The organism is Paraburkholderia sediminicola (genome assembly GCF_046027825.1).
Classification (GTDB): domain Bacteria; phylum Pseudomonadota; class Gammaproteobacteria; order Burkholderiales; family Burkholderiaceae; genus Paraburkholderia; species Paraburkholderia sediminicola_D.
On the sequence record NZ_JAQQDU010000028.1, the window covers coordinates 44,029 to 70,015 of the forward strand.

Consider the following 25,987-nt stretch of genomic DNA (forward strand, 5'->3'; position numbering starts at 1 on the left):
ACACCAGCCGAAGCGCTTATAGAGGCGCTCGCTGAAGAATCACTCGCAGAAGAGTCATTCGTAGAAGAAGCGCTCACAGCATCACTCGTAGAACTACTCGCAGAACCACTCACTCCGTGCAGAACGGAGTCCTTACCGTTGCACATTCCAGGAGATCGATTGTGCGTAGCGTTATCTATTCCTCTTTCGGCAATCCCACTGACGTGCTGCAAGTCGCGGACCGCCCCACGCCGAATCCTGGCGCCGGGCAAGTGCGCATCAAAACCACCATGTCGCCGATCCACAATCACGATCTGTGGACGATTCGCGGTCAATACGGCTACAAGCCGAAACTGCCCGCCGTGGGCGGCACTGAAGTTGCCGGCGTGATCGACGCGATCGGTGAGGGTGTCGAACACGTGAAACCCGGTCTGCGCGTGGTGGTGGCCGGCATCTACGAAGGCTGGGCCGATTACGTTCTGGCGCCGGCGGCAACGGTCGTGCCGCTGCCCGATGCGATCAGCGACGAAACAGGCTGTCAGTTGATCGCTATGCCGTTGAGCGCGGTGATGTTGCTGGAATATCTGCATCTGGAGCCCGGTCAGTGGTTCATCCAGAACACGGCGAACGGCGCAGTCGGCAAGACCCTGGCGATGCTGGCTAATGCGCGCGGCATCAACGTGGTCAATCTGGTCCGGCGCGAGTCGGGCATTGCGGAATTGGCCGAGGTGGGTATCGGCAATGCGGTGTCGACCGACAGCGACGGCTGGAAGAAGCAGGTTCGTGGCATCGTCGGCGATGCGCCACTGGTAGCGGGTGTCGATTCGGTGGGTGGCGATGCCAGCGGCGACATCTTCGGTCTCCTTGGCGAAAACGGCACCCTGGTTTCGTTTGGCGCCATGTCCAATGAGCCGATGCGCCTCAGCTCCGGCGATGCGATCTTCAAACAGGCGACCGTCAAGGGTTTCTGGGCGACCAAGGTGTTCGAGGCCCCCTCGGGCGCGGACAAAGCGCGAATGATCGGCGAACTGCTGAAGCTCGCTGCATCGGGCGAGTTGAAGCTGCCGGTCGAAGCCGTCTTTGACGTCGAGAACGCGGTGCAAGCGGCTGCGGCGAGCGACAAGAGCGCGCGCAAGGGCAAGGTGCTGCTGCGGTTTAAGTAAGCAGAGGGGCTTTTCGTTGCATCGCGTGCGGCGCCGTGCAGCGAAGTACCGTCCCAATGCCAGTTCGTAAGCTATCTCCAACGCCTGCCGGTCTGAGTCTATCGATCGGATACACAGCAGGCGTTGGCCGCATTTTTTCTCGTCGACTCCAAAGCCCCATCCATGATCGAAGTCCATCACCTCAATGAATCCCGTTCGCGCCGCATTACCTGGCTGCTCGAAGAACTCGGCCTCGACTATAAGCTGATTCAGTACCAGCGGAATCCGCAGACCCGTCTTGCTCCGCCGGAACTGATGGCGATTCATCCGCTGGGCAAGGCCCCCGTGATTCGCGACGGGGAGAAGGTGATTTTCGAGTCGGGCGCGATCGTCGACTATCTGATTCGCCGTCATGGTAATGGCCGCCTCGCTCCGGCATACGGAACCGACGCGTACGACCGTTACGCGCAGTTTCTGCACTATGCGGAAGGATCCGCCATGCTGCCACTGATGCTGAAGGTGTACACGGCACGTCTTGGCGAGGGTGCGGCTCCGTTGCAACCGAGAATCGACAGTGAGTTGCAGAACCACCTCGGTTTCCTGAATCAGGAATTGGCCGGCCGCGACTACTTCATGGGCGATGAATTGACGGGTGTCGATATCCAGCTTTCGTTCGTGGCCCAGACGTGCCTGAAGTTTTGCGGACGCGACGCGTTCCCGAATATCACGGCGTTTGTCGATCGCATCGAGGCGCGCCCCGCTTACCAGCGCGCGATGGAAAAGGGCGGCGCGTAAGCGTACTTCAGCCGGCTATCACGCCGGTTCGCTCAACGCCGGTTCATTGACGGCATGTTTGATAACTGCCTCCATCAAACCTCGAAACCGGGCATCTGGACTGACGAGCAGGCGCAGGCCTTTGCGCCGGTCGTCGCGTGGATCAAGGGAGTGAAGGCGTAAAAAAGCGCGCGGCAGGGTGTGAATTCCACACACCCTGCCGCGCGCTATTTGCAGTTCAAGCCTGCTGCGGATTGATTATCCTTTGACGTGCTCCGTCGAAAGCCAGCCCCCGCTTACGCCGATCTGCGCCACCTGTTTTGCCACTGCGTCGGCCAGACGCTTCGCGTCCGCCGAAACACCGGCCTTCTTGGTTTCGGATACACCGTGCAGGGCGCCACCCACAGCCGCTGAGGTCGCGACGCTGCCGACTGCCGCGCCCACGCCGGCTGTTTCTGCCATGCCGGGTGCCTTGCCGCTGTCGCCGGTGGCATTGAAACTTTGCACCAGCCGCGCGGTGCCGCCCGCCGGTTTGTACAGAATCTGCACGGAGCTGCTGACCTGGCTCTTGCCTGCGCCCAGGCCGATCAGCACGCGGCGGCGGCGATTGCCCTGGTCGATCGTGTCGAAGCTGCCTTGTACGAGCAGGACGTTCTGATCGGCGGGGGCGGGGATGTCCGAGCGAATCGCGCGCAGACCCATCGATTGCAATTGATGCACGATTTCGTCGGCGACCTGCTCACGCACAGCGATCGCATCGGCGGATTGTTTTTCCGCGGCGGACGAGCCGTCGAGCTGCGATTTCAATTTCTTCAGCATGCCGCCGTTGTCCAGTTTCACCTGGTCCGGATTGCTGTCGAAGGTGTAGACATAGATGTTGTCCGGGCGCACTTGCGGCTGTGCGCTGGTCTGGGTCGCATTGCTGATGCTGCCGCCGGCGCAGCCGGTCAGGAGCGCGCTGCCGCAGACCATCGCGACGCATGCAAAACGGGCGGCATTCTTTTTGAGGAAACTCACTGAAGTCAACATATTCATCCTGTCGTCGGCACGCGGTGCCGTTGTGTTCGAACGTATATCTCGATGATTAGGCAACCGTGGGATCGTTCATCATCGGGATCGCGTTCGCACGCGCATTTTCACGAAAAGCACCCTTGATCGCATGCGTCTTTTTTCGTACGCACCGGCAGCGAAACGAAGTATGGGCGAGTCACTTCCCGAACTCCATTCAACAATTATTTCGCGCTATGTCACCGCGAAACAGGCCGCGTCGAGATGGGTTCGGGAGAGGGTGAAAGCGACGGCAGGGGGCGTCAGTTCAAGGCGAGTCTGATGATGCAGAACAGAATGAAGGCAAGAAGGGCGGCGGCGACGGCCATGTTCAGCGGATAGCGCATTGTTCACCTGGCACTAGCGTTGCGGTGCTCTTATCCTAATCATCTGAGGGAAGATGAAAAGTGGGCAGCGAGGCGGCTATGTGCGAAAGCCAACGCAGCGCGCTGAACGGCTGCGCTGGTTTTTTGGCGGGAGCGCTTCCAACTAATCTTGCGTCGGGACGGATTGCTGTGTCCGTCTCCATGGCCTGGAATGACAGCGCCCAAAAGCGAACGAGTGTGCGCGTCGGCACGATGAAACCGAGTGTGTGCCGCGGCATACGACCGCGCACACGCACCGCGCACATCGTGCGGCGTTCGAACGCGTGATGATCGAGTCCGCGCCTTACTGCTGTGGCGCAGACGGTTGCATGCCCGCCGGCATGCCATGCGGCAGCCTGTTCGCCGCGACGAGGTCTTCCGACAGACTGGTACGCAGCGTAGCAATCGCCTGGTCCGTATTGGCCGGCTTCAACTGTTCGCGGGCCAGCGCGTCGTACACATAGTGGCGCAGCATCGCATCCTGCGTCTTGTTCAGCACCTCGTGATACACGGCCACGATCTCGCCTTCACGCCCGCTCATGGCATAGAGGCGGCGCAACTGTTCCAGATCGTTGATCACCGCGAAACCCGGACCCATCGGCCCATGCCGTCCAGGCGGCCCGTCGCCGCGATGCGGCTCCCTCTGCGCGTGCGTAGATTCGGACGACGGGGGTGCCGCTTCCTGTGCCAGCGCGCCAGTCGCGGCCACGCTCAAAAAGGCGGCGAGTGCCGCGCTCATCCATCCTTTTTTCATGATTTCGCTCCCATCGAGACAGCGCCGGCGCGACAGTGCGCCAGCACATCGGCAACGATAGTCGACCTGCCGTTTCGTCGGGTTACTGAAGCGGCTTCGAAACTTACCGGGCCTTGCTTGCCGTGTGGCCGAACCCGCAAAACATGTCGGCAAGAAGACGGTCGACGCCAGGGTGTGCCCGCTGGCGCAATGTGGCCGGATGGCGCATGATTGAAGCAATGTGCCGTCCGACCCCAGAAGCCGCAAGCCTCTGCGGGAGGTGCGGCGCACGCGACGCCACGGGTGCATATGCCGGAGAAACCCATCGCGGCGATGCCCCGCGGGCGAGTATTCAATCGTTAAGGAGGATTTCGCATGGACCGACCTGACGCCGCCAATCCGTTTGGCGATTTCACCAAAATGCTGGAGCAGTTCAAGCTCCCCGGCTTCGACGTACCCGCCATCATGGAAGCACGACGCAAGGATGTGGAAGCGCTGGTTCAGGCGAATCAGACGGCCTTCCAGGGCATGCAGTCGCTCGCGCAGAAACAGACCGAGATGCTGCGTACTACGCTGGGCGAATTGCAATCGCTCACAGGGCAGTTGTCGGCCGGCGGCGCCGCGCCTCCGGCGAAAGCCGCCGAACTGATCCAGCAAAGCCTGCACAAGTCGCTCGCCGATATGCAGCAGTTGGCGCAAGCCGCGTATCAGACGCAGGCGGAGTCGTATGCGGTGATCGCAAAACGCGTAGAAGAAAATGTGCAGGAGCTCAAATCGCTCTTGCAGCAGCAGAAGAAGTAATCAAAGCGGCCGCATCGAATCGCTCGATCCGGATCCGGCGCGGCTTGCGGTATTTGCAACGAATCCGCAATGAATTCGCAATGAAACAGTAATGAAGTACCCGGTGCCACGGATGACGATCAGGTTATCCGCGGCATTTTTTTTCGCCTCGAATCAGACCCATCCCGCGATTTTCTCTTCACACAAAAGCAGTCTGCACGCGCCGTAATTGTCGGATGAAACAGGCCGGTAGGCGCGGATTATTCAGCAGACGCTTACATTGATCGTCACATGCTGCACGCATCGATATTTTTCTGCTGTGGCCCCGCTATTTTTTGAGGGTGTTCGCTTTAAACAGCTCGAAGCAGAAAAACCTGCACCGAAGCACCGCCCCTTGGTGATCCTGTCCTCAAATTTCAAACGGTCTGAAACGGCACTGCGCTCGCGAAAGGTTTAAATCGTCGCGCAAACGATTGCCGTGCCACGTCGCGATACCTAAAGTTTCGCGCCGCCACTCCGTAGACGCATTCACGCAACCCAACCGGTGTGAATGCAGGTCCGGCACCACCGGTCAGGAGTGCACCCCTGAATTCCCGCTCGTGATGGGCTCACCCGCCGGTCACGCGCGTTTCACCTCGAAGGAAATCTCTTGAAACCGATGCTTACTAAAAGCATTGCTCGCGCAATGCTCGGGGCTAGCTGCGCGCTGTCGTTTGCCGCGCACGCCACGCTCGGCCAGAACGTCAGCACTGTCGACAGCGATCAGACACACCTGCGCGCGGTTGCGCACACGGCGACTACGCAAAGCGCGTATTCCGTACACCTGATGGCAATGCCTTCCGGCACGCTGGTGCGGGAGTACGTGGCGTCCAACGGCACCGTGTTCGGTGTCGCGTGGCAAGGCCCGACGCTTCCGGATCTGAAATCCATCCTGGGCACCTCGTTCGACCAATACGTCGCCGCTACCGCAACGCGGCGCGGCACGCCGCTCGCGGTGTCCAGCAGCGATCTGGTGGTCTACTCCGGCGGGCACCTGCGCGCGTTTGCCGGCTATGCGTATCTGCCGCAAGCGGTGCCTGCGGGCGTCGATGTCGGCGTCATCCAATAACGGAGCGGATCATGCGTCGACCTTCTTCGTTCGTGACCTTGTTGTGCGCGGCGCTGCTCGCGTTGCTCGTCAGTGCCTGCGGTGGCGGAGGCGGCGGCTCCGGCGGGTCCAGCTCCTCAGCGAGTTCCGGCAGTACGACGAGCCTGTCGGCCGGTCCCACCGTCACCAATGCTTCACCTTCGCCGCAAGTAGTGGCCGCCAACGCGGTCCTCGTATCGGTCGACTCCGGCGTGAGCAACGTGCCGAACATGCCGTTTGTCAGCGTCACGATTTGCGTGCCCGGCACGACCCAGTGCCAGACCATTGATCACATGCTGGTGGACACCGGTTCATGGGGCGTGCGCGTGTTCGCTTCGCAATTGCCCGCTTCGATGACGCTGCCGCAGCAGAAAGACGCCTCGGGCAATCTGGTCGCCGAATGCATGCAGTTCTTCGACGGCTACACATGGGGTTCGGTGAAGCTCGCGGACCTGCAGATTGCCGGTGAAAAAGCGGCCTCGCTGCCGATCCAGGTGATCGATCCGAACTACGCTTCGCTGCCGTCCGATTGCGCCACCTACGGCGCGTCGCGCAACACGCCGTCTACCTTGCAGGCCAATGGCATTCTGGGCATTGGCGTGTTCAAGCACGATTGCGGCGCGAACTGTGTGCAGAAGGCGGTGGCCGGCACGTATTACGGTTGCAACAGCACGCCATGCACGTCGATTCCGCTCGCTGAAGCGCTGCAGGTCGCCAATCCGATTCCGTACTTCGCGACCGACAACAACGGTTCGATGCTGAGCCTGCCGATGGTGTCGGGTGGCGCGCAGACCGTCAGCGGGCAACTGGTGTTCGGCATCGGCACGCAGAGCAACAATTCGCTAGGCAGCGCGCAGGTGATCGGCGTGAGTCCGTCGAATGGCACTTTTACGACGGTGCAGAACGGCACGACGTATTCGAGCAGTATTCTGGACAGCGGCTCGACCGGCCTGTTCTTCCAGACCAGTGCAATGCCTGCCTGCGCGAGTCCCGATAACGCGTACTACTGCCCGGTGTCGACCGAGTCGTTGAGTGCAATGATCCAGGGGGTGAACGGCACGACGAGCACGGTGAACTTCAACGTCGGCAATGCGACGACGATTTCGCAGACATACAGCGGCGATTCGGCGTTGCCGCTGCTGGCGGGACCGGCCTTTGTGACGTCGTCGATTTTCGACTGGGGCCTGCCGTTCTTCTACGGGCGTAACGTGTATGCCGCTGTCGAGCAGCAGGTGACGCCTGGCGGGACGGGGCCTTACGTCGCGTATTGAGCGATAGCCAGGTTTGGCTCTGATGGAAAGAAGCCCGCTGCCGGTTTGTTCGGCAGCGGGTTTTTTTGTGGGTTATCGAAGCGTGTCACCTGCGGATAGTGCAGTTAGACTAACGCCGGCGTGCGGCCCGCCTGGCGGGCGCTGTTTTGCTGGCGGTGGGCCCGGATTGCAACGGTGGCTCTGACGGCGCGACTCTCTCCATGGCGGGCGCCTGCGCGGGTTCTGGCGACATGACAGGTTGCGCGACCGGTTGTGGCGCAGACAGCGGCGCTGCTTGCAAACTGGGTTGCACGCCCGGTTGCGCCACTACCGCTTGCAACGCGCCAGCCTGCGCCGTCTGCAACGGCGCCTGCACTGCCCCGGCATGACCGGCCGGCGTCGCCACTTCGCACGGTCGTGTTTTATCGCCGAATGCCGCAATCACCCGATGCACGAACCGCAGCTTATCCACCACCGGCGAGGCCAGCGTGAACGGATAACCGTCAGGCATGCCCAGACTGCGGTTCAGGCTGTTCAACGCATAGGTGAGCGGAAACCAGCGCTTCATCAGATTGTCGAAACTCGCGTCTTCCACCGGCGTGCGGTCGGTCAGCGTCGGCTCGCTCGGGTCGTCGGGCAACAAGGCGAGGCCGTACGAGGTCGAGGTATCCAGCACGTCGACGATCAGCATGTAGTGCGCCCACGTCTCGGCCCAATCTTCCCAGGGATGCATCGTCGCATAGGCGCTGATCGTCGATGCCTGCCAGTCCGCCGGTGCGCCGTCGCGGTAGTAGGCCGTCAACGCCTTGCCGTAGTCGGCGCGCTCGTTGCCGAACAGCTTGCGGAACGGCTTGAGCCAGCGCGGATCGTTCTCGATCAACTGGCTGAAGTAGTAGTGGCCCGTCTCATGGCGGAAGTGGCCGAGCAGCGTGCGATAGGGCTCGCCCATCGCGCTGCGCACCTTTTCGCGGTAGGCGTCGTCGGCTTCGGCGATGTTCAGCGTAATGAGGCCGTTGTCGTGGCCGGTCATGACGCGCGAACCATCTTCGCCGTCCTCGAGGAATTCGAATGCCAATCCATGCTCGGGATCGGCCTGGCGCGATGGCACGTCAAGGCCGAGTGCGGCCAGCGTGTACAGCAGACGCCGCTTCGCCATCTCCAGCCGGTACCAGTAGAGCCGGTTATCCGGCGTGCTCAGATTCGGTATGGTCTGCGTGAGCTGGCAGGCGCGGCAGAGCGTGTCGGGCGAGTCGGCGGGGATCATCCAGTTGCAGACATTTTCGACGGCGTAGTTGTGGCACTGCCGGAACAGCGCGCCCTCGGCCCGCGGATGCAGACTGCGCCAGCGTTCGTCATCAGCTTCTTCGAAGGCGCTGATTTCGGCCAGTTCGGGTACATATCCGAGCAACGACTCGCACCGTTCACAACGAACGTTTTCGTAGAACACAAGATGCGAGCAGCGATTGCAGTGGAAGGTTCTCATCGATCGAGCCCTGAGAGGTAGGGGCAGTCATGGAGCAGCAGGGGGCGCTTTGCCGGCAGGCCGTACGCCGGTCGCGGGGCATCCTTAAGCGCCTGTAGAAGCATCTGCAGGCGCGAAGGCGATGCGCAATCTTCATGCCGCATTTGCCAGACGTCACTGGTTTAACGCACATTACGTGCATGATCGTGCATCGGCGCTGCGCCGCTTTGGTGCGCGGCGTCCGAAAAAGCAGTGGAAAGGCGCGTGGATCGATCGACCGGACGGTCGGCCGACGCGGCAAACTTCGTAGCAGGCGCTAATCCGGGCAGGTCAGGCAGTTCACGCGGTTTTTCGATCAACGGCATGAAGCTTGCTTTTTGGCGGGCTGCCATCCTTTGTCCAGGAGTCCGGTGTGTCCATACGCGTTGCGTTGAATCATGTCACACATTACCGCTACGACAGGCTAGTCGCGCTGTCGCCCCAGGTCGTGCGGCTCAGGCCTGCGCCGCATTGCCGGACCCCGATTCTGTCTTATTCGATGCGGGTCGAACCGGCCGAACACTTCATCAACTGGCAGCAGGACGCGTTTGCCAACTATCAGGCGCGCCTTGTCTTCCCCGAGAAGACGCGCGAATTCAAGGTGACCGTGGATCTGGTCGCCGAGATGGCCGTCTACAACCCGTTCGACTTTTTTCTCGAACCGTCGGCGGAACAGTTTCCGTTCGAGTATGCGCCCAGCCTCGAACTGGAACTTGCGCCGTATCGCGTCAAGCGCCCCATGACGCCACGCTTTGCCGAGTTCGTCGCGAGTATCGACCGCAAGCCGATGATCACGGCCGACTTCCTCGTGGCACTGAATCAGCGGCTGCAACGCGAGATCCGCTACCTGATCCGCATGGAACCGGGCGTGCAGACGCCCGAGGAAACGCTGGTGAGCGCCGCGGGCTCGTGTCGTGATTCGGGGTGGCTGCTGGTCGAGACGCTGCGGCAATTGGGGCTGGCGGCGCGCTTCGTCTCCGGCTACCTGCTGCAACTCGCGCCGGACGTCAAATCCATCGACGGCCCGAGCGGCACTGAAGTCGACTTCACCGATCTGCACGCATGGTGCGAGGTGTACCTGCCGGGCGCGGGCTGGATCGGCCTCGATCCGACCTCCGGCCTGCTCGCCGGTGAAGGCCATATCCCGGTCGCCTGCACGCCCGAACCCGGCAGCGCGGCGCCGATCTCAGGCGCCGTCGACGAATCCGAAGTCGAGTTCGAACACACCATGTCGATTGAACGGGTTCTGGAGACGCCGCGCGTCACCAGGCCGTTCAGCGAGGCGGTGTGGAGCGACGTGCTGAAAATGGGCGAGCAGGTCGACCAGCGCCTGACCGAAATGGACGTGCGCCTGACCATGGGCGGTGAGCCGACCTTCGTGGCGGTGCGCGATCGCGACGCCGCCGAATGGAACACCGACGCGCTCGGCCCCACCAAACGCGGCTACGCGGTCGCGCTGATGGACAAGCTGCGCTCACGTTACGGCGCCAACGGTTTTCTGCACATCGGCCAGGGCAAGTGGTATCCGGGCGAGCAACTGCCGCGCTGGGCGATGTCGCTCTACTGGCGCGCCGATGGCGAGCCGTGCTGGCAAGACCCCACACTGTTCGCCGACGAACGCGAGCCGGGTACCTACACGGCCGACGACGCGCAGCGTTTCCTCGCTCATCTGACGACCAAGCTGGGGCTCGATAAGGACTGCATTCAGCCCGGTTTCGAAGACGTCTGGTACTACCTGTGGCGCGAGCGCCGTCTGCCGGTCAACGTCGATCCGCTCGATGCGCGTCTGGACGACGAGCTGGAGCGCGTGCGTCTGCGGCGCGTGTTCGATGCGGGCCTGGGCGGCGCGACCGGTTTTGTCCTGCCGCTCGCGCGCGAGCGCGATGTGCCGAACGAGGCGCCGAAGTGGGTCAGCGGCCGCTGGTTCTTCCGCGACGAGCGTATGTTCCTGATTCCCGGCGACTCGCCGATGGGGTATCGCTTGCCGCTGGATTCGCTGCCGTGGGTGTCGAAGACCGACTATCCGTACCAGCACGCGCACGATCCGTTCGCGCCGCCGGTGCCGTTGCGCCCGGCCGCGCAATTGCGCATGCAATACGACGGCGATGGTGAGTCCCGCCGCACCCTGAGCGCGGCCGATGCGCGGCATGCGGCGGCGTTGTCGACGTCAGCGGCGGATTTGCTAAGCGGCATGGCGGGCAGCGGTGTGCTGGCCTTTGCGCCTCAACCGGGCGATGAACAGGCACCCACGCGTGGGCAGTCGTCGAAGGAAACGCTGCGTACGGCGATCTGCGTGGAAGCGCGCGACCCGAAACGTGCCGCCGGTCCGAAAGCAGAAACCGAAGCGTTCGGCAGCGGCCGTTCGCTGCTACATGTGTTCATGCCGCCGCTCACGGAACTCGACGACTATCTCGACCTGCTCGCCGCAGTCGAAGCGACGGCGGCCGAGTTGCAGATGAAGGTGGTGCTCGAGGGCTACCCGCCGCCGCGCGATGCGCGCCTGAAAGTCTTGCAGGTAACGCCGGACCCCGGTGTGATCGAGGTGAACATCCATCCGGTTTCGAACTGGAGGCAGCTGGTCGACAACACGGAGTACCTGTATCAGTCGGCGCACGAAAGCTATCTGAGTAGCGAGAAGTTCATGACCGACGGCCGGCATACCGGAACCGGCGGCGGCAACCACTTCGTGCTCGGCGGCGCGACGCCTGCCGATAGTCCTTTCCTGCGACGCCCCGATCTGCTCGCGAGTCTGATCGCGTACTGGCACAACCATCCGTCGCTGTCGTATCTGTTTTCCGGGCTCTTTATCGGGCCGACGAGCCAGGCGCCGCGTGTCGATGAGGCACGCAACGATCAGGTGTATGAACTCGAAGTGGCGTTCCGCGAGTTGCAGCGGCAGATCGATCTGCTCGGCGGCCGCGAAAGCGCCAACCTGCCGGCGTGGATGATCGACCGCTCGTTGCGCAACATCCTGATCGATGTGACGGGCAACACGCACCGTGCCGAGTTCTGCATCGACAAACTCTATTCGCCCGATGGTCCGACCGGCCGCCTCGGCCTGCTCGAATTGCGCGGTTTCGAAATGCCGCCGCATGCACGCATGAGTCTGGTGCAGCAGTTGCTGCTGCGTGCGTTGGTGGCGCGCTTCTGGCACACGCCGTACACGCAGCGGCTCACGCGCTGGGGCACGGAATTGCATGACCGCTTCCTGCTCGGCACCTTCGCGAAGATGGATTTCGACGACGTGCTCGGCGAACTCAACCAGGCGGGCTTCGCCTTCGAGAGTAGCTGGTTCGCGCCGCACTTCGAATTCCGCTTCCCGCTGGTCGGCGAGACCACGGTGAACGGTGTCTCGCTGACCATTCGCAGCGCGCTCGAACCCTGGCACGTGATGGGCGAGGAGGGCTCGCCGGGTGGCACGGTGCGTTACGTGGATTCATCGGTGGAAAGGCTCGAAGTGCGTGCGCTCGGTTTGAACGACAACCGCCATGTGCTGACGGTCAACGGGGTGCCGGTTCCGCTTCAGCCGACCGGCCGCGTCAGCGAATATGTGGCCGGCGTGCGCTTTCGCGCCTGGTCGCAACCGTCGGCGCTGCACCCGACCATCGGCGTGGATGCGCCGCTCACCTTCGATCTGGTCGACACGTGGACTGGCCGCTCGGTGGGCGGATGCCAGTATCATGTCGCTCATCCGGGCGGGCGCAACTATGAGACCTTCCCGGTCAACGCGTACGAGGCGGAAGGCCGGCGGCGCTCGCGCTTCTTCGCGTACGGTCATACGCCGGGGCCGGTAGCGGTCGATATCCCGTCGCGCAGCCTTGAGTTTCCGTTCACGCTGGACCTGCGGTACTGGTAACCTGGTAGACTGAAAAGCGGCAGCATACTTTTAAGAACGACACGACCTTGGCCTTTCAATCGACTTTTCCCTTCGAAACGTCCGCCGCCCGCGCGGACGCTTCGTCCTTATTGCGGCTGTTGCCGGCCTACGAGGGACATTGGGACGAGTTACGCGATGCCTCAGGCGCGTTGCGTGAACCGTGGCGCCAGTTCTTCGAGCGGCTCGGCGAAGACGGCATCGCGCGATTGGAAGATCACTACGCGTCGGTCGCGCAGCAGATCCGCGACAACGACATCAGCTACAACGTCTACGCGGACAACGGCGAGTCGCGGCCGTGGGCCCTCGACCTGCTGCCGTTCCTGATCAGCGAGGCCGAGTGGGCGCATATCGAGCGTGGCGTGACGCAGCGCGCGCATCTGCTCAACGCCATCGTCGCCGATATTTATGGACCGCAGACCTTGCTCGAGCGTGGGCAGTTGCCGCCCGCGCTGGTGTTCGGGCATCCGGGTTACCTGCGTTCCGTGAAGGGCTTCACACCGCCTGGCGGGCAATATCTGCAGGTGGTCGCCGTCGATCTGGCGCGGACGCCCGGCGGCAACTGGACCGTGATGGCGCATCGTACCGAGGCGCCATCCGGCCTCGGTTATGCGCTGGAAAACCGCCTGATCGTGTCGACGCTGTTCGCCGATCCGTTCCGCGCGATGCGTGTGAGCCGCCTTGCGCCGACCTATTCGCAACTGATCGCGACACTCGTGCAGGCCGCGCAGGCCACGATGCAGCACGACAGTTCGGGGGCCGACAGTTCGCCGCATATCGCCTTGCTCACGCCTGGGCCGTTTAGCGAGACTTACTTCGAGCACGTGTTTCTCGCGCGCTATCTCGGCGTCACGCTGGTCGAGGGCAAGGACCTGACGGTGCGCGACGACATGCTGTATCTGAAGACGCTCGCCGGTCTCGAACGTGTGCATGTCGTGCTGCGCCGTCTGGACGACGCGTTCTGCGATCCGGTCGAACTGCGCGCGGATTCGAGCATCGGCGTGCCCGGTCTGTTGCAGGTGATGCGCGCGGGCAACGTGATCGTGTCGAATGTGCCGGGTTCGGGCTTTGTCGAATCGCCGGCCCTGCATGGTTTTCTGCCGGGCATCGCCGAAGTGTTGCTCGACGAAGACCTCGTGCTGCCGAGCGTGGCGACCTGGTGGTGCGGCGAAAAGGCGGCGCGCCAGCATGCGTTCGCGCGTCTGGACGAAGCATTCATCGTGCCGACGTGGCCGGTCGCGCCACGCGATGCGCCGCCCGGGATCGAGCAGGGCAGACAGCGGCTGTCGACCTGGCGCGAACGCATTGAAGCGATGCCCGACACCTATACGATCCAGCAGCCGCAGCGCTTTTCCTGCACGCCGCGTTATGAGGATGGCACGATTGGCCGCCGTCCTTCGGTGCTGCGTGTCTACGCGATCGCCGACTTCAACGGTGGCTGGCATGTGATGCCCGGCGGCTTCACGCGTATGGCCGCCGAGCGTCAGGCGACGGTGTCGATGCAATACGGCGGCAGTAGCGTCGATACGTGGGTGCTGTCGAGTCAGCCGACGTCGACCTTCACGCTGCTGCCTTCGCCGATGCAACCCGCCGACCTCGCGCGCAAGCATCGCACCGTGTCGAGCCGCGCGGCGGAAAATCTGTTCTGGGCCGGACGTTATGGCGAACGCGCCGAAAACAATGTGCGGCTGTTGCGCCTGATTCTCGGCTCGCTGGAAGGCAACGACGCCGACGCGATGTTCCCCACGCTGGTCGAGCTCGCCTTGCATTGCGGCCTCGTGCAGTCCGGCGACATGTTTTCGCCGTATTCGCCGCAGGCATTCGAGCGCGTGCTGGTCGCGAATCTGAGCGAGAGCACCGGCGCTGCAAGCATCGGCCAGAACCTCAACTATCAGGCGCGTTCGAACGGGGAAGTGCGGGGGCGTTTGTCGAACGATCACTGGCGCACGATTCTCGCGGCGCGCAACGACTTTCGCGATGCATTGCAGACCTTGATGCCGGCCGCGGGGTTCAACGGCAACGGCAATGGCAATGGTAATGGAAGCGGTTCATTGCAGGGCGGCGCGAATGGCAACGGCCGTGCTGAGCGTAGTGAACGCTACGACCGTTATGACCGCGTGACGCTGATGAACGCGCTCGAACGCCTGTCGGTGCAGTTGTCGGCGATTAGCGGCGCGCAAGGCGACCGCATGACACGCGACGAAGCGTGGCGTCTGCTCTTTGTCGGGCGGCACATCGAGCGGGTATCGGCGATGACGTCGTTCCTGCGTGTGGTCGCCGATAAAGGCCAGCTCGCGACGCCGGCCGGGTTCGATCTGCTGCTGCAACTGTTCGACAGCACGCTGACGTATCGCTCGCTGTATCCGGGCCGTTTCGAAGTGCCGGCTTTGCTTGACCTGCTGGTGATCGAACCAACCAATCCGCGCGGCATCTACGGTGTCTATGAGCGCCTGCGCAGAAAGCTCGACGAGATCGCTGTGGCGGCGGGCAGTATGCGGCATCGTCCCTTTGCGGAATTGATGCCGCCTGCCGCTTCGTTGCCCACGCTCGAATCGCTGTGCGCAATCGACGAAGAGGATTCATACGTCGAACTGATGGCGGTGTGCGATCAGATTGGCGGCTACGTCGGCGCGGCGGCGCATGAAATCAGCGCGCGCTATTTCAGTCATGCCAGTACGGTCGCCTCACGGGTGTGGTCATGAAGCACGCGCCGACCGTGTTGTCCGTCTCCCATCGCACGACCTACCGCTACTCCACGTATGTGGAGACCGCCCAGCATCTCGCGACGATCCGGCCCATCGCCTGTTCGTGGCAGCGGGTGGTCTCGCACAGCGAAAAGATCGAACCAGAGCCGTCGTATCAGACTAGCCGTATCGATGCATTCGGTAACGACGTGTTGTACTTCGCTCTCGACGCACCACATGAGCGCCTGCAACTCGTCAGCGAAACAACGGTAGCGCTTATGCCGCGCTGGACCGATCTCGATCCCGACGAGACGCCGGAATGGGAAGACGTGGCGGACGCGCTGCGCTTTTGGGTCGGTGGCGAGTTCCGGCCCGAGGTGGAGTTCTGCTTTGCGTCGCCGAACATCGTGCCGCGGCCGTCATTACGCGCTTACGCGCTGCCTAGCTTTCCTCCTGGCATGCCGATCGTGGCGGGTGCGATCGATCTGATGCACCGGATTCACGAAGACTTCGAGTACAAACCCTCGGCGACGATGTTCGACACACCCGCTGAGCGCGCTTTCGAATTGAAGAGCGGCGTATGCCAGGACTTTGCGCAGGTGATGATCGGTTGTTTGCGCTCGCTGGGTTTGCCGGCGCGTTATGTGAGCGGTTATCTGCGTAACGATCCGCCGCCGGGGCAGCCGCGCTTGATCGGGGCGGACGCCTCGCATGCGTGGGTGTCCGTGTATTGCCCCGAAAGTGGCTGGATCGATCTCGACCCCACCAATGACGTGCTCGCCGATATGGACCACGTGACGCTCGCGATCGGCCGCGATTACAGCGACGTGTCCCTGCTGCGTGGAATGATCCTCGGGGGCGGGGCGCATCGGGTGGAGGTGGGGGTGACGGTGCTGGCGCTTTAAGCCGTCGCGTTTTCTGGCCGCCTTTTCCCGGCACTTTTCCCCCGTCGTTTGTTCTCGCCGCTTTTCCCCGCCGCTTTTCCCCGAATTAACCCGCTTCAACCCGTCAACAAGCCACTTCCGTGGTCAGACGATTTCCATCTACGTGCAGCGTATCCGCCGCCGCACGCTCTTTTATCCCGTTTTCGGGGAAAACCCTCTCCTTTGATTCCCATTGAGCGGGAATCCTGTTTTTGAAACCTGAGAATCTTCTGGCATTCTGATCCCACTATGCATTGTGGATAGATTCATCGTGAACGCGGAACAGGGTGTGACAGGGGCCGAACGGGTATTGCTGGTGCTGGCGGCGCTCGCCAGTCATGGCAAGGCCATGTCAGTCAAGGATCTGCTCGCTGTCACCGGTCTCGCGCAAAGCACGCTGTACCGGCAGATCGCCTTGCTCAAGCGCTGGGGGTTCGTCGCTGAAAACGCAGGGCACTATGCGCCAGGTCCAATCAGCCTGCAGCTCGCGCTCGGCTTCGACGTGAATTCGCTGCTCGTCGAAGCGAGCCGCTCGGAGATGCAGCAACTGGCGCGCGCGTCTCAAGAAAGCATCGGGCTGGTGGTCGCGGTCAAGCATCAGGTGATGTGCCTGGAAATGGTCGACAGCCAGCACTCGTTGCGTTGCTCGTTCGAGAAAGGCCGCGCCGTGCCGCTCAAAGCCGGCGCTTCGGCGAAATCGTTGCTGGCGTTCATGGCCGACAAGGCGCGCACCGAAGTACTCGACAGTGTGTTCGACAACGACCCCGCCGGCCGTGCCGCGATCGAAGCCGAACTCGAACAGATTCGTGCTCAGGGATACGCCGTCAGCGACAGCGAAGTCGATCCGGGCGTGTGGGGCGTGAGCGCGCCGATATTTCACCGCAGCGGACGCGGCGCCGGCAGCAGCGCATCGATCACGTTGATGGCGCCGTCCACGCGCGCCATCGGCCGCGAAAGCCAATTCATCGACGGGACGCTACGCACGGCCCGCGCCATTTCCGAGCATATGCAAACCGATTGATCGGACAAGGCCGCTTGCGGCCGCATTCGATCTGGATACCGAACGAACTGAACGCAGTGAACGCACTGACCGAACCACCAGGAGCCCTCCCATGAAACTGAATCGACTGTTGTCCCTCGCATGCGTCACATTTGCGGTGACGTTTGCCGGCTTTTCCGGTGCGGCGTCCGCCCAAACGACGGACGTGCTGAACGTCGCTACCGACGCGACTTTCCCGCCGATGGAATACACCGAAAACGGTGCGCGCGTCGGCTTCGACGTCGACATGATGAATGCGCTCGCGAAAGCCATGGGCAAACGCGTGCAATGGACCGATATCGACTTCAAAGGGCTGATTCCGGGCTTGATCGCCCATCGTTTCGACGCGGCGATCTCCGGCATCTACATCACCGATGATCGCGCGAAAGTGGTCGACTTCACCGATTCGTACTACGCGGGCGGTCTTGTCGCGCTGGTGAAAAACGATTCGCCGATCAAGTCGATCGCCGACCTGAACGGCAAGAAAGTGTCGGTCCAGGTGGGCACGAAGTCGGTCAACTTCCTGCGCGACAACTTCCCGCAGGTCAACCGCGTCGAAGTCGAAAAGAATCAGGAGATGTTCGACCTGGTCGGTATCGGCCGTGCCGACGCTGCCGTGACCGGCAAGCCGGCTGCCTATCAGTTCGTGAAGACGCGCGGCGGTTTCCGCGTGCTCGACAAACAGCTGACGACTGAAGCCTACGGCATCGCCGTGCGCAAGGACGAACCGCAACTGAAGGCGGCATTCAACACGGCGCTGGCGAAGATCAAGGCCGACGGCACGTATGCGGCAATCGTCAAGAAGTGGTTCGGCGCCACCGCGCAATAACCGGCTAAGCGAACATAATGGAACTCGATTTCTCGCCGGTGATCGCCGGCTTTCCGGACATCATGCATGGCGCGCTGGTGACGGTCGAAGTGACCGCCGCCGCGCTCGCGCTGAGCTGCGTGCTGGGCCTGTTGATCGGTATCGGCCGGCTCACGCCGCAGCGGCGCATCGTGTACGGTTTCTGTACCGCGTACCTCACGTTCTTCCGCGGCACGCCGTTGCTCGTGCAACTTTTCCTGCTGTTCTTCGGCTTGCCGCAATTCGGCATTCTGTTGCCGGCTTTCGTGTGCGGGATGCTCGGGCTTGGTTTGTATTCGGCGGCCTATGTATCGGAGATCGTGCGCGGTGCGATTCAGTCGGTGGATCGCGGGCAGATGGAAGCGGCGCGTTCGATCGGCATGTCGTCGGGTCAGGCCATGCGCGCGATCATTCTGCCGCAGGCGATCGTGCGAATGATCCCGCCGCTCGGCAACGAATTCATCGCGTTGATCAAGAACTCGGCGCTGGTGTCGCTGCTGACGATCGACGATCTGATGCACGAAGGGCAAAAGATCATCAGCGTGTCGTACCGTTCGCTTGAAGTGTATCTGGCGATCGCGCTGGTGTATCTGGTGTTGACGCAGGTGACCAATTACGCGCTGCATCGTGTGGAACGCCGCTTGCGCGCAGGAGGGATGGTGCAATGAACACCGTAAAAGTAGATGAACCTATCGTCAGCATTCGCGGACTGACCAAATCGTTCGGCTCGCATACGGTGCTGAACGGCATCGATTTCGATATCCAGCCGCAGCAGGTCGTGGTCGTGATCGGGCCGAGCGGCTCGGGCAAGAGTACTTTCCTGCGGTGCTGCAACGGGCTTGAAGAGGCCGAGGGCGGCACGATCGATATCTGCGGGCACCGGCTGGTGGATCACGGGGCGATGCTCAAGGAACGCTCGCTGAATGCGCTGCGCACCGAAGTGGGCATGGTGTTTCAGTCGTTCAATCTGTTTCCGCATCTGTCGGTGCTGCATAACATCACGGTCGGTCCGCGGATGTTGCGTGGCGCCAGCAAGGCCGAAGCCGAAGCGACTGCAACCGCGTTGCTGGAAAAAGTGGGCCTCGCCCACAAGGCGCACGTGATGCCGGCGAGTTTGTCGGGCGGTCAGAAGCAGCGTGTTGCCATTGCTCGCGCTTTGGCGATGCAGCCGCGCGTGATGTTGTTCGACGAGCCGACTTCCGCGCTCGATCCCGAGCTGGTCGGGGAAGTGCTGCAGGTGATGAAGCTGCTCGCGAGCGAGGGCATGACGATGGTTGTCGTCACGCACGAGATGGGTTTCGCGAAAGAAGTCGCCGATGTGGTGGTGGTGATGGACGGCGGCGTGATCGTCGAGGCAGGACCCCCTGCCGAGATTTTCTCGGCGCCGTCGCAGCCGCGCACGCGCGCTTTCCTTCAGGCGGTGTTGTCGCGCGCATGAGAGTTCCATTCGATGACAAGGTGTGGAGCGGCCGTTCCGACGATGGCGAACCCGGCGACACCCGGCGTATTTTCAATCAGGTGGTGCCGTTCGGCGGCGCGTTGCGGCATGAGGATGTTTTAGGCACCGCGCCGCTTATTGGAAACGATGCGCCGGTGATCGTAGGGTTTGGTTCCGACGAAGGCGTGCGGCGCAATCAAGGGCGTACCGGCGCGGCCCACGCGCCGAAGGAACTGCGTCGCGTGCTGGCGGGCTTACCGGCGAAAACGTCAATAGCGACGCTCGCCGATGCGGGCGATGTGGTGTGCGACGACGGCGACCTCGAAGGCGCGCAGGCGGAACTCGCGAAGGTGGTGAGCGACGTGCTCGCGAGCGGCGGCCGGCCGTTGGTGTTGGGCGGCGGTCATGAGGTTGCGTGGGGGACGTATTGCGGTTTTCGCCTGCATCAGGATCGCGTGGCTGGGGCTGCGGGCACAGACGCGGGCGCTGGCATCGTGACCACCTCGCCAACTTCGGCGGCTGCGGCAGCGAATGCAGGTGCGATTTCGACAATCACGTCGGCGCCTGCAATCCGCAAGCTGCTGATCATCAACTTCGACGCCCACTTCGATCTGCGCCAGAAGCGGCCAGCGAATTCAGGCACGCCGTTCGATCAGATTGCCAGCGACTGCGCCGAACGAGGTGTGCCGTTCAACTACGTCTGTTTCGGCATTAGCGATCTGGGCAACACCGCTTCGCTGTTTGCGCATGCGGAGGAACTCGGCGTGCGCTACGTGCTCGACATCGATATGCAGGAACCGCAATTGCCACAGCGTCTGGACGATCTCCAGCAGTTGCTGAACGCAGCGGACGACATCTATCTGACCATTGATCTCGATGTGCTCCCGGCCGCTACCGCGCCGGGCGTATCGGCGCCTGCTGCGTTGGGCGTGCCCTTGTCGGTGGTCGAAACGATGGTGCAGCGCGTGCGGGCGTCGGGCAAGCTGCGCGTGGCGGATATCGCGGAGTACAACCCGTCGCTCGATCAGGATAAGCGCACGGCGAGGGCGGCGGCGCGCCTCGCGTACCGACTGCTTTAACACGCATGCTAAATGCATTGATCGGAGCGCCGCTGCACCGCGCCACGCCGATCGGTGTATCGTAGTTGCCGGTAATCGTCATGCCGGCATGCGTATGGATGGACTGTTGCTTCGAAGGTCGTCGTTACCGATTCTTGCGAAATATCTGCTGAGCAATCGTAAACTTGACTCTGTGTGTATGCACATATAAACTGCAGAGCATGAACCGTCCTCTCTCTTACGACGAATGCAATTGTTTCGCGCTGCGCCAGGCGGCGCGGCACGTCACGCAAATCTACGAGCGCCATCTCGGGCAGGTTGGGCTCACGGCCGCGCAGTTCACGATTCTCGCCAAGCTAGCGCGCACGCCGAACCTGCCGATGGTGGACCTCGCGGACGCGATGGTGATGGAGCGCACCACGCTGGTCCGCGCCATGAAGCCGTTGCAGCGCGACGGGCTGGTGGTCGCCGAATCAGCGGAGCATGACGGCCGCACGTTTCTGTTCAGTCTCACGGAGAAGGGCGAAACGATCTTCGATCAGGCCGCCATCGCATGGCGTGCTGCGCAGAGCGAGTTCGAAGAAAAGTTCGGCCATGTACGCGCCAAGGCGCTGCGCTCCGAGCTTTTCAGCATCACCGGATAGACAAAGCGCATGAGCTCGTTCTGACGAGCTTTTTTACACCAGATTATGTGCATACGCACTTACGAGAAGGAAGCGCAGCGATGGACGGGCTCTTCGACGACGACTGCTTTGCGATCCGCCAGGCTGCACGCTATGTGTCGCAGCTTTACGACCGCCACCTTGAGCATGTCGGCCTCACCATCACGCAGTTTTCGCTGATGGGGCGCCTGAAGCGCACCGGTCCGATGACCATGAAGCAACTGGCCGAAGCCATGCGCATGCAACGCACCACGCTGGTCCGCACGATCCAGCCGCTGCGGCGCAACGGATTGTTGTCGAGCGAGACAGGCGGGGCGGACGCGCGGGCGTTGTCGATTGCACTGACTGCAGCCGGAGAAGAGCGCTTGCACGCAGGCCGCAAGCATTGGGATGCCGCGCAAGCCGAGTTCGAGGATCGCTTTGGCGAGCAGCGCGCGGCGGCGTTGCGCAGCGAGTTGTTCGCCGTCACAAGAGATCCCATTTGAATCAGGCCCGCGTGGAGCGGGCCAAGCCAGGCGCACTACAACGCGCCGTTTTTTTTAGTTCAACGAGTGCATACACACATTCGAACATCATGTCCACTACACCCTCGACTATTGCACCGCCCAGCGTGGCCAACGCCGCCAAACCGGCCCGGCGCATTCCGTGGATGCTGCTCGCGATCATCACGGTGCTCGCCGTGCTGGCGGTTGCCGCGTCGTACTGGTTCATCGTCGGCCGCTTTGTCGAAACGACGGACGATGCCTACGTCGGTGGCGATGTGACCGTGATGTCGCCGAAAGTGAATGGCTTCGTCACGGACGTGCTGGTGCGCGACAACCAGTTCGTCCATGCGAATCAGGTGCTGATCCGGCTCGATGCGCGCGATTACGATGCTCGCCTCGCGCAGGCGAGTGCGGAGGTCGAGAGTGCACAGGCCGCTGTCACCGAGCTGCAGGCGAAGAAGTCCCTGCAGCTTGCCACTATCAACGAGCAGGCCGCCGAGGTTCGCGCGTCCGGCGCCGAGTTGACGCGCAGCGCCGCCGATCAGACGCGCTATCGCGAACTGGTGAAGGACGAGGCGGTATCGAACCAGGTCGTCGAACGCGCGGACGCCGATCTGACCAAGGCGCATGCCGCGGTCGACCGCAGCAGCGCAGCGTTGATTGCCGCGCAACGGCAGATCGCCGTGCTCGACGCGCAGATCGGCGACGCGCAGGCACGCATCGCCACCGCGCAGGCGGCACAACGCGTCGCCGCATTGAACGTGGAATACACCACGATCCGCTCGCCGATCGACGGTTACGTCGGCAATCGCACCGCGCGCGTCGGCCTGCTGGCGAACACGGGTGTGTCGCTGTTGACGGTGGTGCCGTCGAGCGGACTGTGGATCGACGCCAATTTCAAGGAAGACCAGTTGAAGAAGATGCAGGTCGGCGACACCGTCGACGTCGATCTCGATGCATCGAGCAAACGGATTCGCGGCGTGATTGAGAGCCTCGCGCCCGCGACTGGCGCGACTTTCAGCGTGCTGCCGGCGGAGAACGCCACCGGCAACTTCACGAAGATCGTGCAGCGCGTGCCGGTGCGCGTGCGTCTCGATGTGCCGAAGGACATGCAGGGCGTGCTGCGCCCGGGGCTCTCGGCGACGGTGAAGGTGCATGTCGATGCTGACAACACGCCGGTCCACGGATAAACCGATCATGACTCAGGCCCCCGCCCATTTCGCCAATCCCGCTGACCAGCCGACGCGCACCAAATTTTTAGCGTTCGCACTGATGTGCGTCGGCTTTTTTATGGCGACGCTCGATATCCAGATCGTTGCGTCTTCCCTCAAAGACATCGGCGGTGGTCTGTCCGCGAGCCAGGACGAACTCTCGTGGGTACAGACGTCCTATCTGATCGCCGAGATTCTCGTCATTCCGATGTCGGGCTGGCTGACGCGGGTGTTTTCCACGCGCTGGCTGTTCGCGTTCTCCGCACTCGGCTTCACGATCACCAGCATGCTGTGCGGCCTCGCATGGGACATCAACTCGATGATCCTGTTTCGCGGTTTGCAGGGCGCGCTCGGTGCGGCGATGATCCCGACCGTTTTCACCACGGCATTCGTGCTGTTCCCCGGCAAACAACGGCTGATTGCGTCCACCACCATCGGTGCGCTGGCCACGCTCGCGCCGACCATTGGTCCGGTGATAGGTGGCTGGATCACGGCGCAATGGTCGTGGCACTGGCTGTTTTATCTGAACCTTGTGCCGGGCCTCGCTGTCACGCTGCTGGTGCCGAAATACGTCCACATCGACGAGGTCGATCTTTCCTTGCTGAAAAAAGGTGACTACCTCGGCATCCTGCTGATGTCCGGCTTTCTCGGCTGCCTCGAATATGTGCTGGAAGAAGGCCCGCGCAAGAACTGGTTCGGCGACGACGTGATCATTCTATGTACATGGGTGTCGGCGATCTGTGGCTTCCTGTTCCTTGTGCATGCGTTTACCGCGAAAGAACCGATTGTCGATTTGCGCGCGCTGGCGATTCGCAACTTCGGCATCGGCAGCTTGCTGTCGTTCATCACCGGGATCGGGATTTTCTGCACGGTGTTTTTGACGCCGGTGTTCCTGTCGCGCGTGCGTGGCTTCGATTCGCTGCAGATCGGTTTGGCGTTGCTGTCGGTCGGCTGCTTTCAGTTGCTCGCGCTGGTGGCGTACTCGACGCTGGCTCGTGTCATCGATATGCGCTGGCTGATGGTGTTCGGACTCGTTCTGTTCGGTGTCGGGTGCTATCTCTATGTGCCGTTGACCAGTCAGTGGGGCTGGAAAGAACTGCTGATACCGCAGGCGTTGCGTGGCATCGGCCAGCAGTTCTGCATTCCACCTATCGTCACGATGGCGCTCGGCTCCTTGCCGCCTTCGCGGCTGCGTTCAGCGAGCGGCCTGTTCAATCTGATGCGCAACCTCGGTGGCGCGATTGGCATTGCAGTGAGCAGCACGATGCTCAACGACCGTTTGAATCTCCACTACGAACGGCTCGATGAGAATTTGAACGCGGGCCGTCCAGTGGTCGAGTCGATCTTGCAGCAGCAAAGCGCGCATTTCGCGGCAGTCGGCGGCGATGCGTTGAATGCAGCCAATGCGGGGCTCGGCGAGTTGCATGCGCTGCTGATGCGCGAAGCACTCGTGCTCACGTTTTCCGACACGTTCTTTGCGCTGTCGCTCTGTTTTGTCGTCGGTTTGCTCAGCGTGCTGTTCTCTCGCCCGTTTGGCCTGACCGCACCGCCGCCCGATGCTCATTGAGGAAGTCAGCATGAAACCAATCGTTATCAACGTACTGGTGAGCGCGGCGCTGCTGACACTCGCGGCATGCGCGGTGCAACCTGAAACGCATGCGGACCTGCAGCAGTCGGTTCAGACCATAGCGCCGACCGCATGGAATGTCGATGCGCCTCAAGGCAGCATCAGTGCCGACACGTGGTGGGCGCAATTTGGCGATCCTGTCATGCATCAACTGGTCGAGTCGGTGCTCACGGGCAATCTTGACGTGCAGGCCGCGGCCGAACGCGTGAAGCAGGCGAAGGATCTCGCGACGCAAGATCGCGCGGCATTGCTCCCGGAACTGAACGCCGGCGCGGGCGCATCCGACTCTCGCCAGAACACGCCGCCGCCGCTCGGTTATGTGCGTCAAGCCGGTGTCGGTGTGACGGCAAGCTGGACGCCGGACGTTTTCGGCGGTGAGCGTCTTGCAGTTCTCGCAGCCCAGGCGCAAGTGTCGGGCCGTCAGGCGGCTTTGAATCAATTGCGTCTGGCACTCGCGGCGAATACAGCGGCGGCCTATATCGATCTGCGCTGGGCACAATCGCAATTGCAGATTCTCAGCGACAACGAACAGATCCGTGCGCGTGCCTTGAAACTCACGCAGGAGCGCTTGCATTACGGACTGTCGACCCAACTCGACGTCGCGCGTGCACAGAACCAGCTGGAGGGTCTGCAGGCGCAGATCCCGCGCGTGCAGTCGGCCGTGCAGCATCAACTGAGTCTGATCGCGGTGTATTCGGGGCGCACCCCGGAGAGCGTCGACGGCCTGCTGCTGGCTGATGCAAATAAGGCACGCGACATTCCGGTGCCCGCGCAAAGCGTGCCGCAGACGCTGCCGTCCGACGCGCTGTTGCAGCGGCCGGACGTGCGCAATGCCTACGCGGCGGTCGAACAGCGCGCGGCGGAAGTGGGCGTGTCAAAGGCGCAGCGCTATCCGCAGTTCAGGCTCAATCTCGCCGACGGCCTGCTGGCTTCGTCCTATCTCGGCTTGCCGACGCTGACCGATAACCTTTTCAGTGCCGCATTAAATGCCACGAGCCCGATCTTCAACGCCGGCCGCATCACCGCGAATATCGACGCGAGCGAGAGCCGCATGCGCGAATCGCAACTCGGCCTGCAGCAAACCATGCTGCAAGCGCTCAAGGAAATCGAGGACAACCGCAGCGATCTGGTGAGTGGCGCGGTACAGGTGCAACGTCTGGGCGGCGCGCTCGATGCGTCGAACCATGCGCTGCGTCTGTCGAGTGAGCTCTACAAGAACGGCGCGACGGATTTTCTCGATGTGCTCGCCGCACAGGAAGCCTATCTGCGCGATGCGGAATCGTTGAATCAGGCCAAACGCGAGCATGCGCTCGCAGCCGTTGCGCTGTACCGCTCGCTCGGCGGCGGCTGGGATGTGCCCGCTACGGTCACGGCGGCATCGGCCAATTGATGCGCGTGGACGTGGCGGCGGAATGCGTGAAACGGTGAAATGGGTAGTCCAA

General features: G+C 62.3%; 20 protein-coding genes and 1 pseudogene. 18 read left to right on the forward strand and 3 right to left on the reverse strand.

The window, feature by feature from the left end; genetic code table 11:
• Positions 1 to 161 precede the first annotated feature (161 nt).
• Both PQQ96_RS17230 and PQQ96_RS17235 read left to right on the forward strand, forming a co-directional pair.
• Positions 162 to 1,142, forward strand: coding sequence for a zinc-binding dehydrogenase (locus PQQ96_RS17230; protein WP_408294025.1), 981 nt, complete (start codon positions 162 to 164; stop codon positions 1,140 to 1,142).
• Positions 1,143 to 1,304: 162 nt separating this feature from the next.
• Complete coding sequence (locus PQQ96_RS17235; RefSeq protein ID WP_408294028.1) at positions 1,305 to 1,916, forward strand: glutathione S-transferase family protein; 612 nt, start codon at positions 1,305 to 1,307, stop codon at positions 1,914 to 1,916.
• 237 nt (positions 1,917 to 2,153) lie between these two features.
• Here the strand turns inward: PQQ96_RS17235 and PQQ96_RS17240 are convergent, their stop codons facing one another.
• Together PQQ96_RS17240 and PQQ96_RS17245 are read right to left on the reverse strand one after the other, a co-directional pair.
• Positions 2,154 to 2,924 carry a DUF4410 domain-containing protein gene (locus tag PQQ96_RS17240; RefSeq protein WP_408294030.1) on the reverse strand — a complete coding sequence of 257 codons (771 nt, stop codon included), beginning with the start codon at positions 2,922 to 2,924 and terminating at the stop codon, positions 2,154 to 2,156.
• Positions 2,925 to 3,611: 687 nt separating this feature from the next.
• Positions 3,612 to 4,061, reverse strand: coding sequence for a hypothetical protein (locus tag PQQ96_RS17245; protein WP_408294033.1), 450 nt, complete (start codon positions 4,059 to 4,061; stop codon positions 3,612 to 3,614).
• Positions 4,062 to 4,415: 354 nt separating this feature from the next.
• On the opposite strand from PQQ96_RS17245, the gene phaP reads away from it, so the two are divergent.
• From phaP to PQQ96_RS17260, 3 genes are all read left to right on the forward strand, one after another.
• The gene (phaP, locus tag PQQ96_RS17250) at positions 4,416 to 4,841 is read left to right on the forward strand and encodes a TIGR01841 family phasin (RefSeq protein ID WP_408294036.1); all 426 of its coding nucleotides are present in this window, start codon (positions 4,416 to 4,418) and stop codon (positions 4,839 to 4,841) included.
• Between the two features lie 637 nt (positions 4,842 to 5,478).
• On the forward strand, positions 5,479 to 5,928 hold the full coding sequence (locus PQQ96_RS17255; protein WP_408294128.1) for a DUF2844 domain-containing protein: 450 nt from the start codon (positions 5,479 to 5,481) through the stop codon (positions 5,926 to 5,928).
• An 11-nt stretch (positions 5,929 to 5,939) separates the two neighbouring features.
• Positions 5,940 to 7,217: a DUF3443 domain-containing protein gene (locus PQQ96_RS17260; RefSeq protein WP_408294039.1), complete on the forward strand. Its 1,278-nt coding sequence runs from the start codon at positions 5,940 to 5,942 to the stop codon at positions 7,215 to 7,217.
• Between the two features lie 397 nt (positions 7,218 to 7,614).
• On the opposite strand, the pseudogene PQQ96_RS17265 reads toward PQQ96_RS17260, so the two are convergent.
• Positions 7,615 to 8,679 (reverse strand): annotated as a pseudogene (locus tag PQQ96_RS17265) (zinc-binding metallopeptidase family protein); the annotation flags it as partial.
• 391 nt (positions 8,680 to 9,070) lie between these two features.
• Between PQQ96_RS17265 and PQQ96_RS17270 the strand changes: the two are divergent.
• The 13 genes from PQQ96_RS17270 to PQQ96_RS17330 all read left to right on the forward strand — a co-directional run bounded on the left by PQQ96_RS17270 (position 9,071) and on the right by PQQ96_RS17330 (position 25,935).
• Positions 9,071 to 12,553, forward strand: a complete 3,483-nt coding sequence (locus PQQ96_RS17270) for a transglutaminase family protein (RefSeq protein ID WP_408294042.1) — start codon at positions 9,071 to 9,073, stop codon at positions 12,551 to 12,553.
• A 47-nt stretch (positions 12,554 to 12,600) separates the two neighbouring features.
• On the forward strand, positions 12,601 to 15,273 hold the full coding sequence (locus tag PQQ96_RS17275) for a circularly permuted type 2 ATP-grasp protein (RefSeq protein ID WP_408294045.1): 2,673 nt from the start codon (positions 12,601 to 12,603) through the stop codon (positions 15,271 to 15,273).
• Positions 15,270 to 16,160, forward strand: a complete 891-nt coding sequence (locus PQQ96_RS17280) for a transglutaminase family protein (RefSeq protein ID WP_408294048.1) — start codon at positions 15,270 to 15,272, stop codon at positions 16,158 to 16,160. Before PQQ96_RS17275 ends, PQQ96_RS17280 begins: the two co-directional genes overlap by 4 nt.
• Before the next feature lie 289 nt (positions 16,161 to 16,449).
• On the forward strand, positions 16,450 to 17,199 hold the full coding sequence (locus PQQ96_RS17285) for an IclR family transcriptional regulator (RefSeq protein ID WP_279224520.1): 750 nt from the start codon (positions 16,450 to 16,452) through the stop codon (positions 17,197 to 17,199).
• Between the two features lie 91 nt (positions 17,200 to 17,290).
• Complete coding sequence (locus PQQ96_RS17290) at positions 17,291 to 18,046, forward strand: transporter substrate-binding domain-containing protein (protein WP_408294050.1); 756 nt, start codon at positions 17,291 to 17,293, stop codon at positions 18,044 to 18,046.
• Between the two features lie 17 nt (positions 18,047 to 18,063).
• Complete coding sequence (locus PQQ96_RS17295) at positions 18,064 to 18,732, forward strand: amino acid ABC transporter permease (RefSeq protein WP_408294053.1); 669 nt, start codon at positions 18,064 to 18,066, stop codon at positions 18,730 to 18,732.
• Complete coding sequence (locus PQQ96_RS17300; protein ID WP_074286582.1) at positions 18,729 to 19,502, forward strand: amino acid ABC transporter ATP-binding protein; 774 nt, start codon at positions 18,729 to 18,731, stop codon at positions 19,500 to 19,502. Before PQQ96_RS17295 ends, PQQ96_RS17300 begins: the two co-directional genes overlap by 4 nt.
• Positions 19,499 to 20,581, forward strand: a complete 1,083-nt coding sequence (locus tag PQQ96_RS17305) for a formimidoylglutamase (RefSeq protein ID WP_408294057.1) — start codon at positions 19,499 to 19,501, stop codon at positions 20,579 to 20,581. The genes PQQ96_RS17300 and PQQ96_RS17305 overlap by 4 nt, the downstream gene beginning before the upstream one ends.
• 200 nt (positions 20,582 to 20,781) lie before the next feature.
• Positions 20,782 to 21,204, forward strand: coding sequence for a MarR family winged helix-turn-helix transcriptional regulator (locus tag PQQ96_RS17310; protein WP_408294060.1), 423 nt, complete (start codon positions 20,782 to 20,784; stop codon positions 21,202 to 21,204).
• Positions 21,205 to 21,284: 80 nt separating this feature from the next.
• The gene (locus tag PQQ96_RS17315; RefSeq protein WP_408294063.1) at positions 21,285 to 21,707 is read left to right on the forward strand and encodes a MarR family winged helix-turn-helix transcriptional regulator; all 423 of its coding nucleotides are present in this window, start codon (positions 21,285 to 21,287) and stop codon (positions 21,705 to 21,707) included.
• 89 nt (positions 21,708 to 21,796) lie between these two features.
• The gene (locus PQQ96_RS17320; protein WP_408294066.1) at positions 21,797 to 22,897 is read left to right on the forward strand and encodes an HlyD family secretion protein; all 1,101 of its coding nucleotides are present in this window, start codon (positions 21,797 to 21,799) and stop codon (positions 22,895 to 22,897) included.
• 7 nt (positions 22,898 to 22,904) lie between these two features.
• Entirely contained in the window at positions 22,905 to 24,485 is a 1,581-nt protein-coding gene (locus PQQ96_RS17325; protein WP_408294069.1) for a DHA2 family efflux MFS transporter permease subunit, read from the forward strand.
• A 10-nt stretch (positions 24,486 to 24,495) separates the two neighbouring features.
• Positions 24,496 to 25,935, forward strand: coding sequence for an efflux transporter outer membrane subunit (locus PQQ96_RS17330; RefSeq protein ID WP_408294071.1), 1,440 nt, complete (start codon positions 24,496 to 24,498; stop codon positions 25,933 to 25,935).
• Positions 25,936 to 25,987: the final 52 nt, after the last annotated feature.

Excerpts from the sequence above, each read along its gene's own strand:
- PQQ96_RS17310 (WP_408294060.1), top strand. The coding sequence starts at position 20,782 with ATGAACCGTCCTCTCTCTTACGACGAATGCAATTGTTTCGCGCTGCGC.
- PQQ96_RS17280 (WP_408294048.1), top strand. The coding sequence starts at position 15,270 with ATGAAGCACGCGCCGACCGTGTTGTCCGTCTCCCATCGCACGACCTAC.
- PQQ96_RS17290 (WP_408294050.1), top strand. The coding sequence starts at position 17,291 with ATGAAACTGAATCGACTGTTGTCCCTCGCATGCGTCACATTTGCGGTG.
- PQQ96_RS17330 (WP_408294071.1), top strand. The coding sequence starts at position 24,496 with ATGAAACCAATCGTTATCAACGTACTGGTGAGCGCGGCGCTGCTGACA.
- PQQ96_RS17325 (WP_408294069.1), top strand. The coding sequence starts at position 22,905 with ATGACTCAGGCCCCCGCCCATTTCGCCAATCCCGCTGACCAGCCGACG.
- PQQ96_RS17260 (WP_408294039.1), top strand. The coding sequence starts at position 5,940 with ATGCGTCGACCTTCTTCGTTCGTGACCTTGTTGTGCGCGGCGCTGCTC.
- phaP (WP_408294036.1), top strand. The coding sequence starts at position 4,416 with ATGGACCGACCTGACGCCGCCAATCCGTTTGGCGATTTCACCAAAATG.
- PQQ96_RS17320 (WP_408294066.1), top strand. The coding sequence starts at position 21,797 with ATGTCCACTACACCCTCGACTATTGCACCGCCCAGCGTGGCCAACGCC.
- PQQ96_RS17300 (WP_074286582.1), top strand. The coding sequence starts at position 18,729 with ATGAACACCGTAAAAGTAGATGAACCTATCGTCAGCATTCGCGGACTG.
- PQQ96_RS17240 (WP_408294030.1), bottom strand. The coding sequence starts at position 2,924 with ATGTTGACTTCAGTGAGTTTCCTCAAAAAGAATGCCGCCCGTTTTGCA.
- PQQ96_RS17295 (WP_408294053.1), top strand. The coding sequence starts at position 18,064 with ATGGAACTCGATTTCTCGCCGGTGATCGCCGGCTTTCCGGACATCATG.
- PQQ96_RS17255 (WP_408294128.1), top strand. The coding sequence starts at position 5,479 with ATGCTTACTAAAAGCATTGCTCGCGCAATGCTCGGGGCTAGCTGCGCG.
- PQQ96_RS17235 (WP_408294028.1), top strand. The coding sequence starts at position 1,305 with ATGATCGAAGTCCATCACCTCAATGAATCCCGTTCGCGCCGCATTACC.
- PQQ96_RS17315 (WP_408294063.1), top strand. The coding sequence starts at position 21,285 with ATGGACGGGCTCTTCGACGACGACTGCTTTGCGATCCGCCAGGCTGCA.
- PQQ96_RS17305 (WP_408294057.1), top strand. The coding sequence starts at position 19,499 with ATGAGAGTTCCATTCGATGACAAGGTGTGGAGCGGCCGTTCCGACGAT.
- PQQ96_RS17245 (WP_408294033.1), bottom strand. The coding sequence starts at position 4,061 with ATGAAAAAAGGATGGATGAGCGCGGCACTCGCCGCCTTTTTGAGCGTG.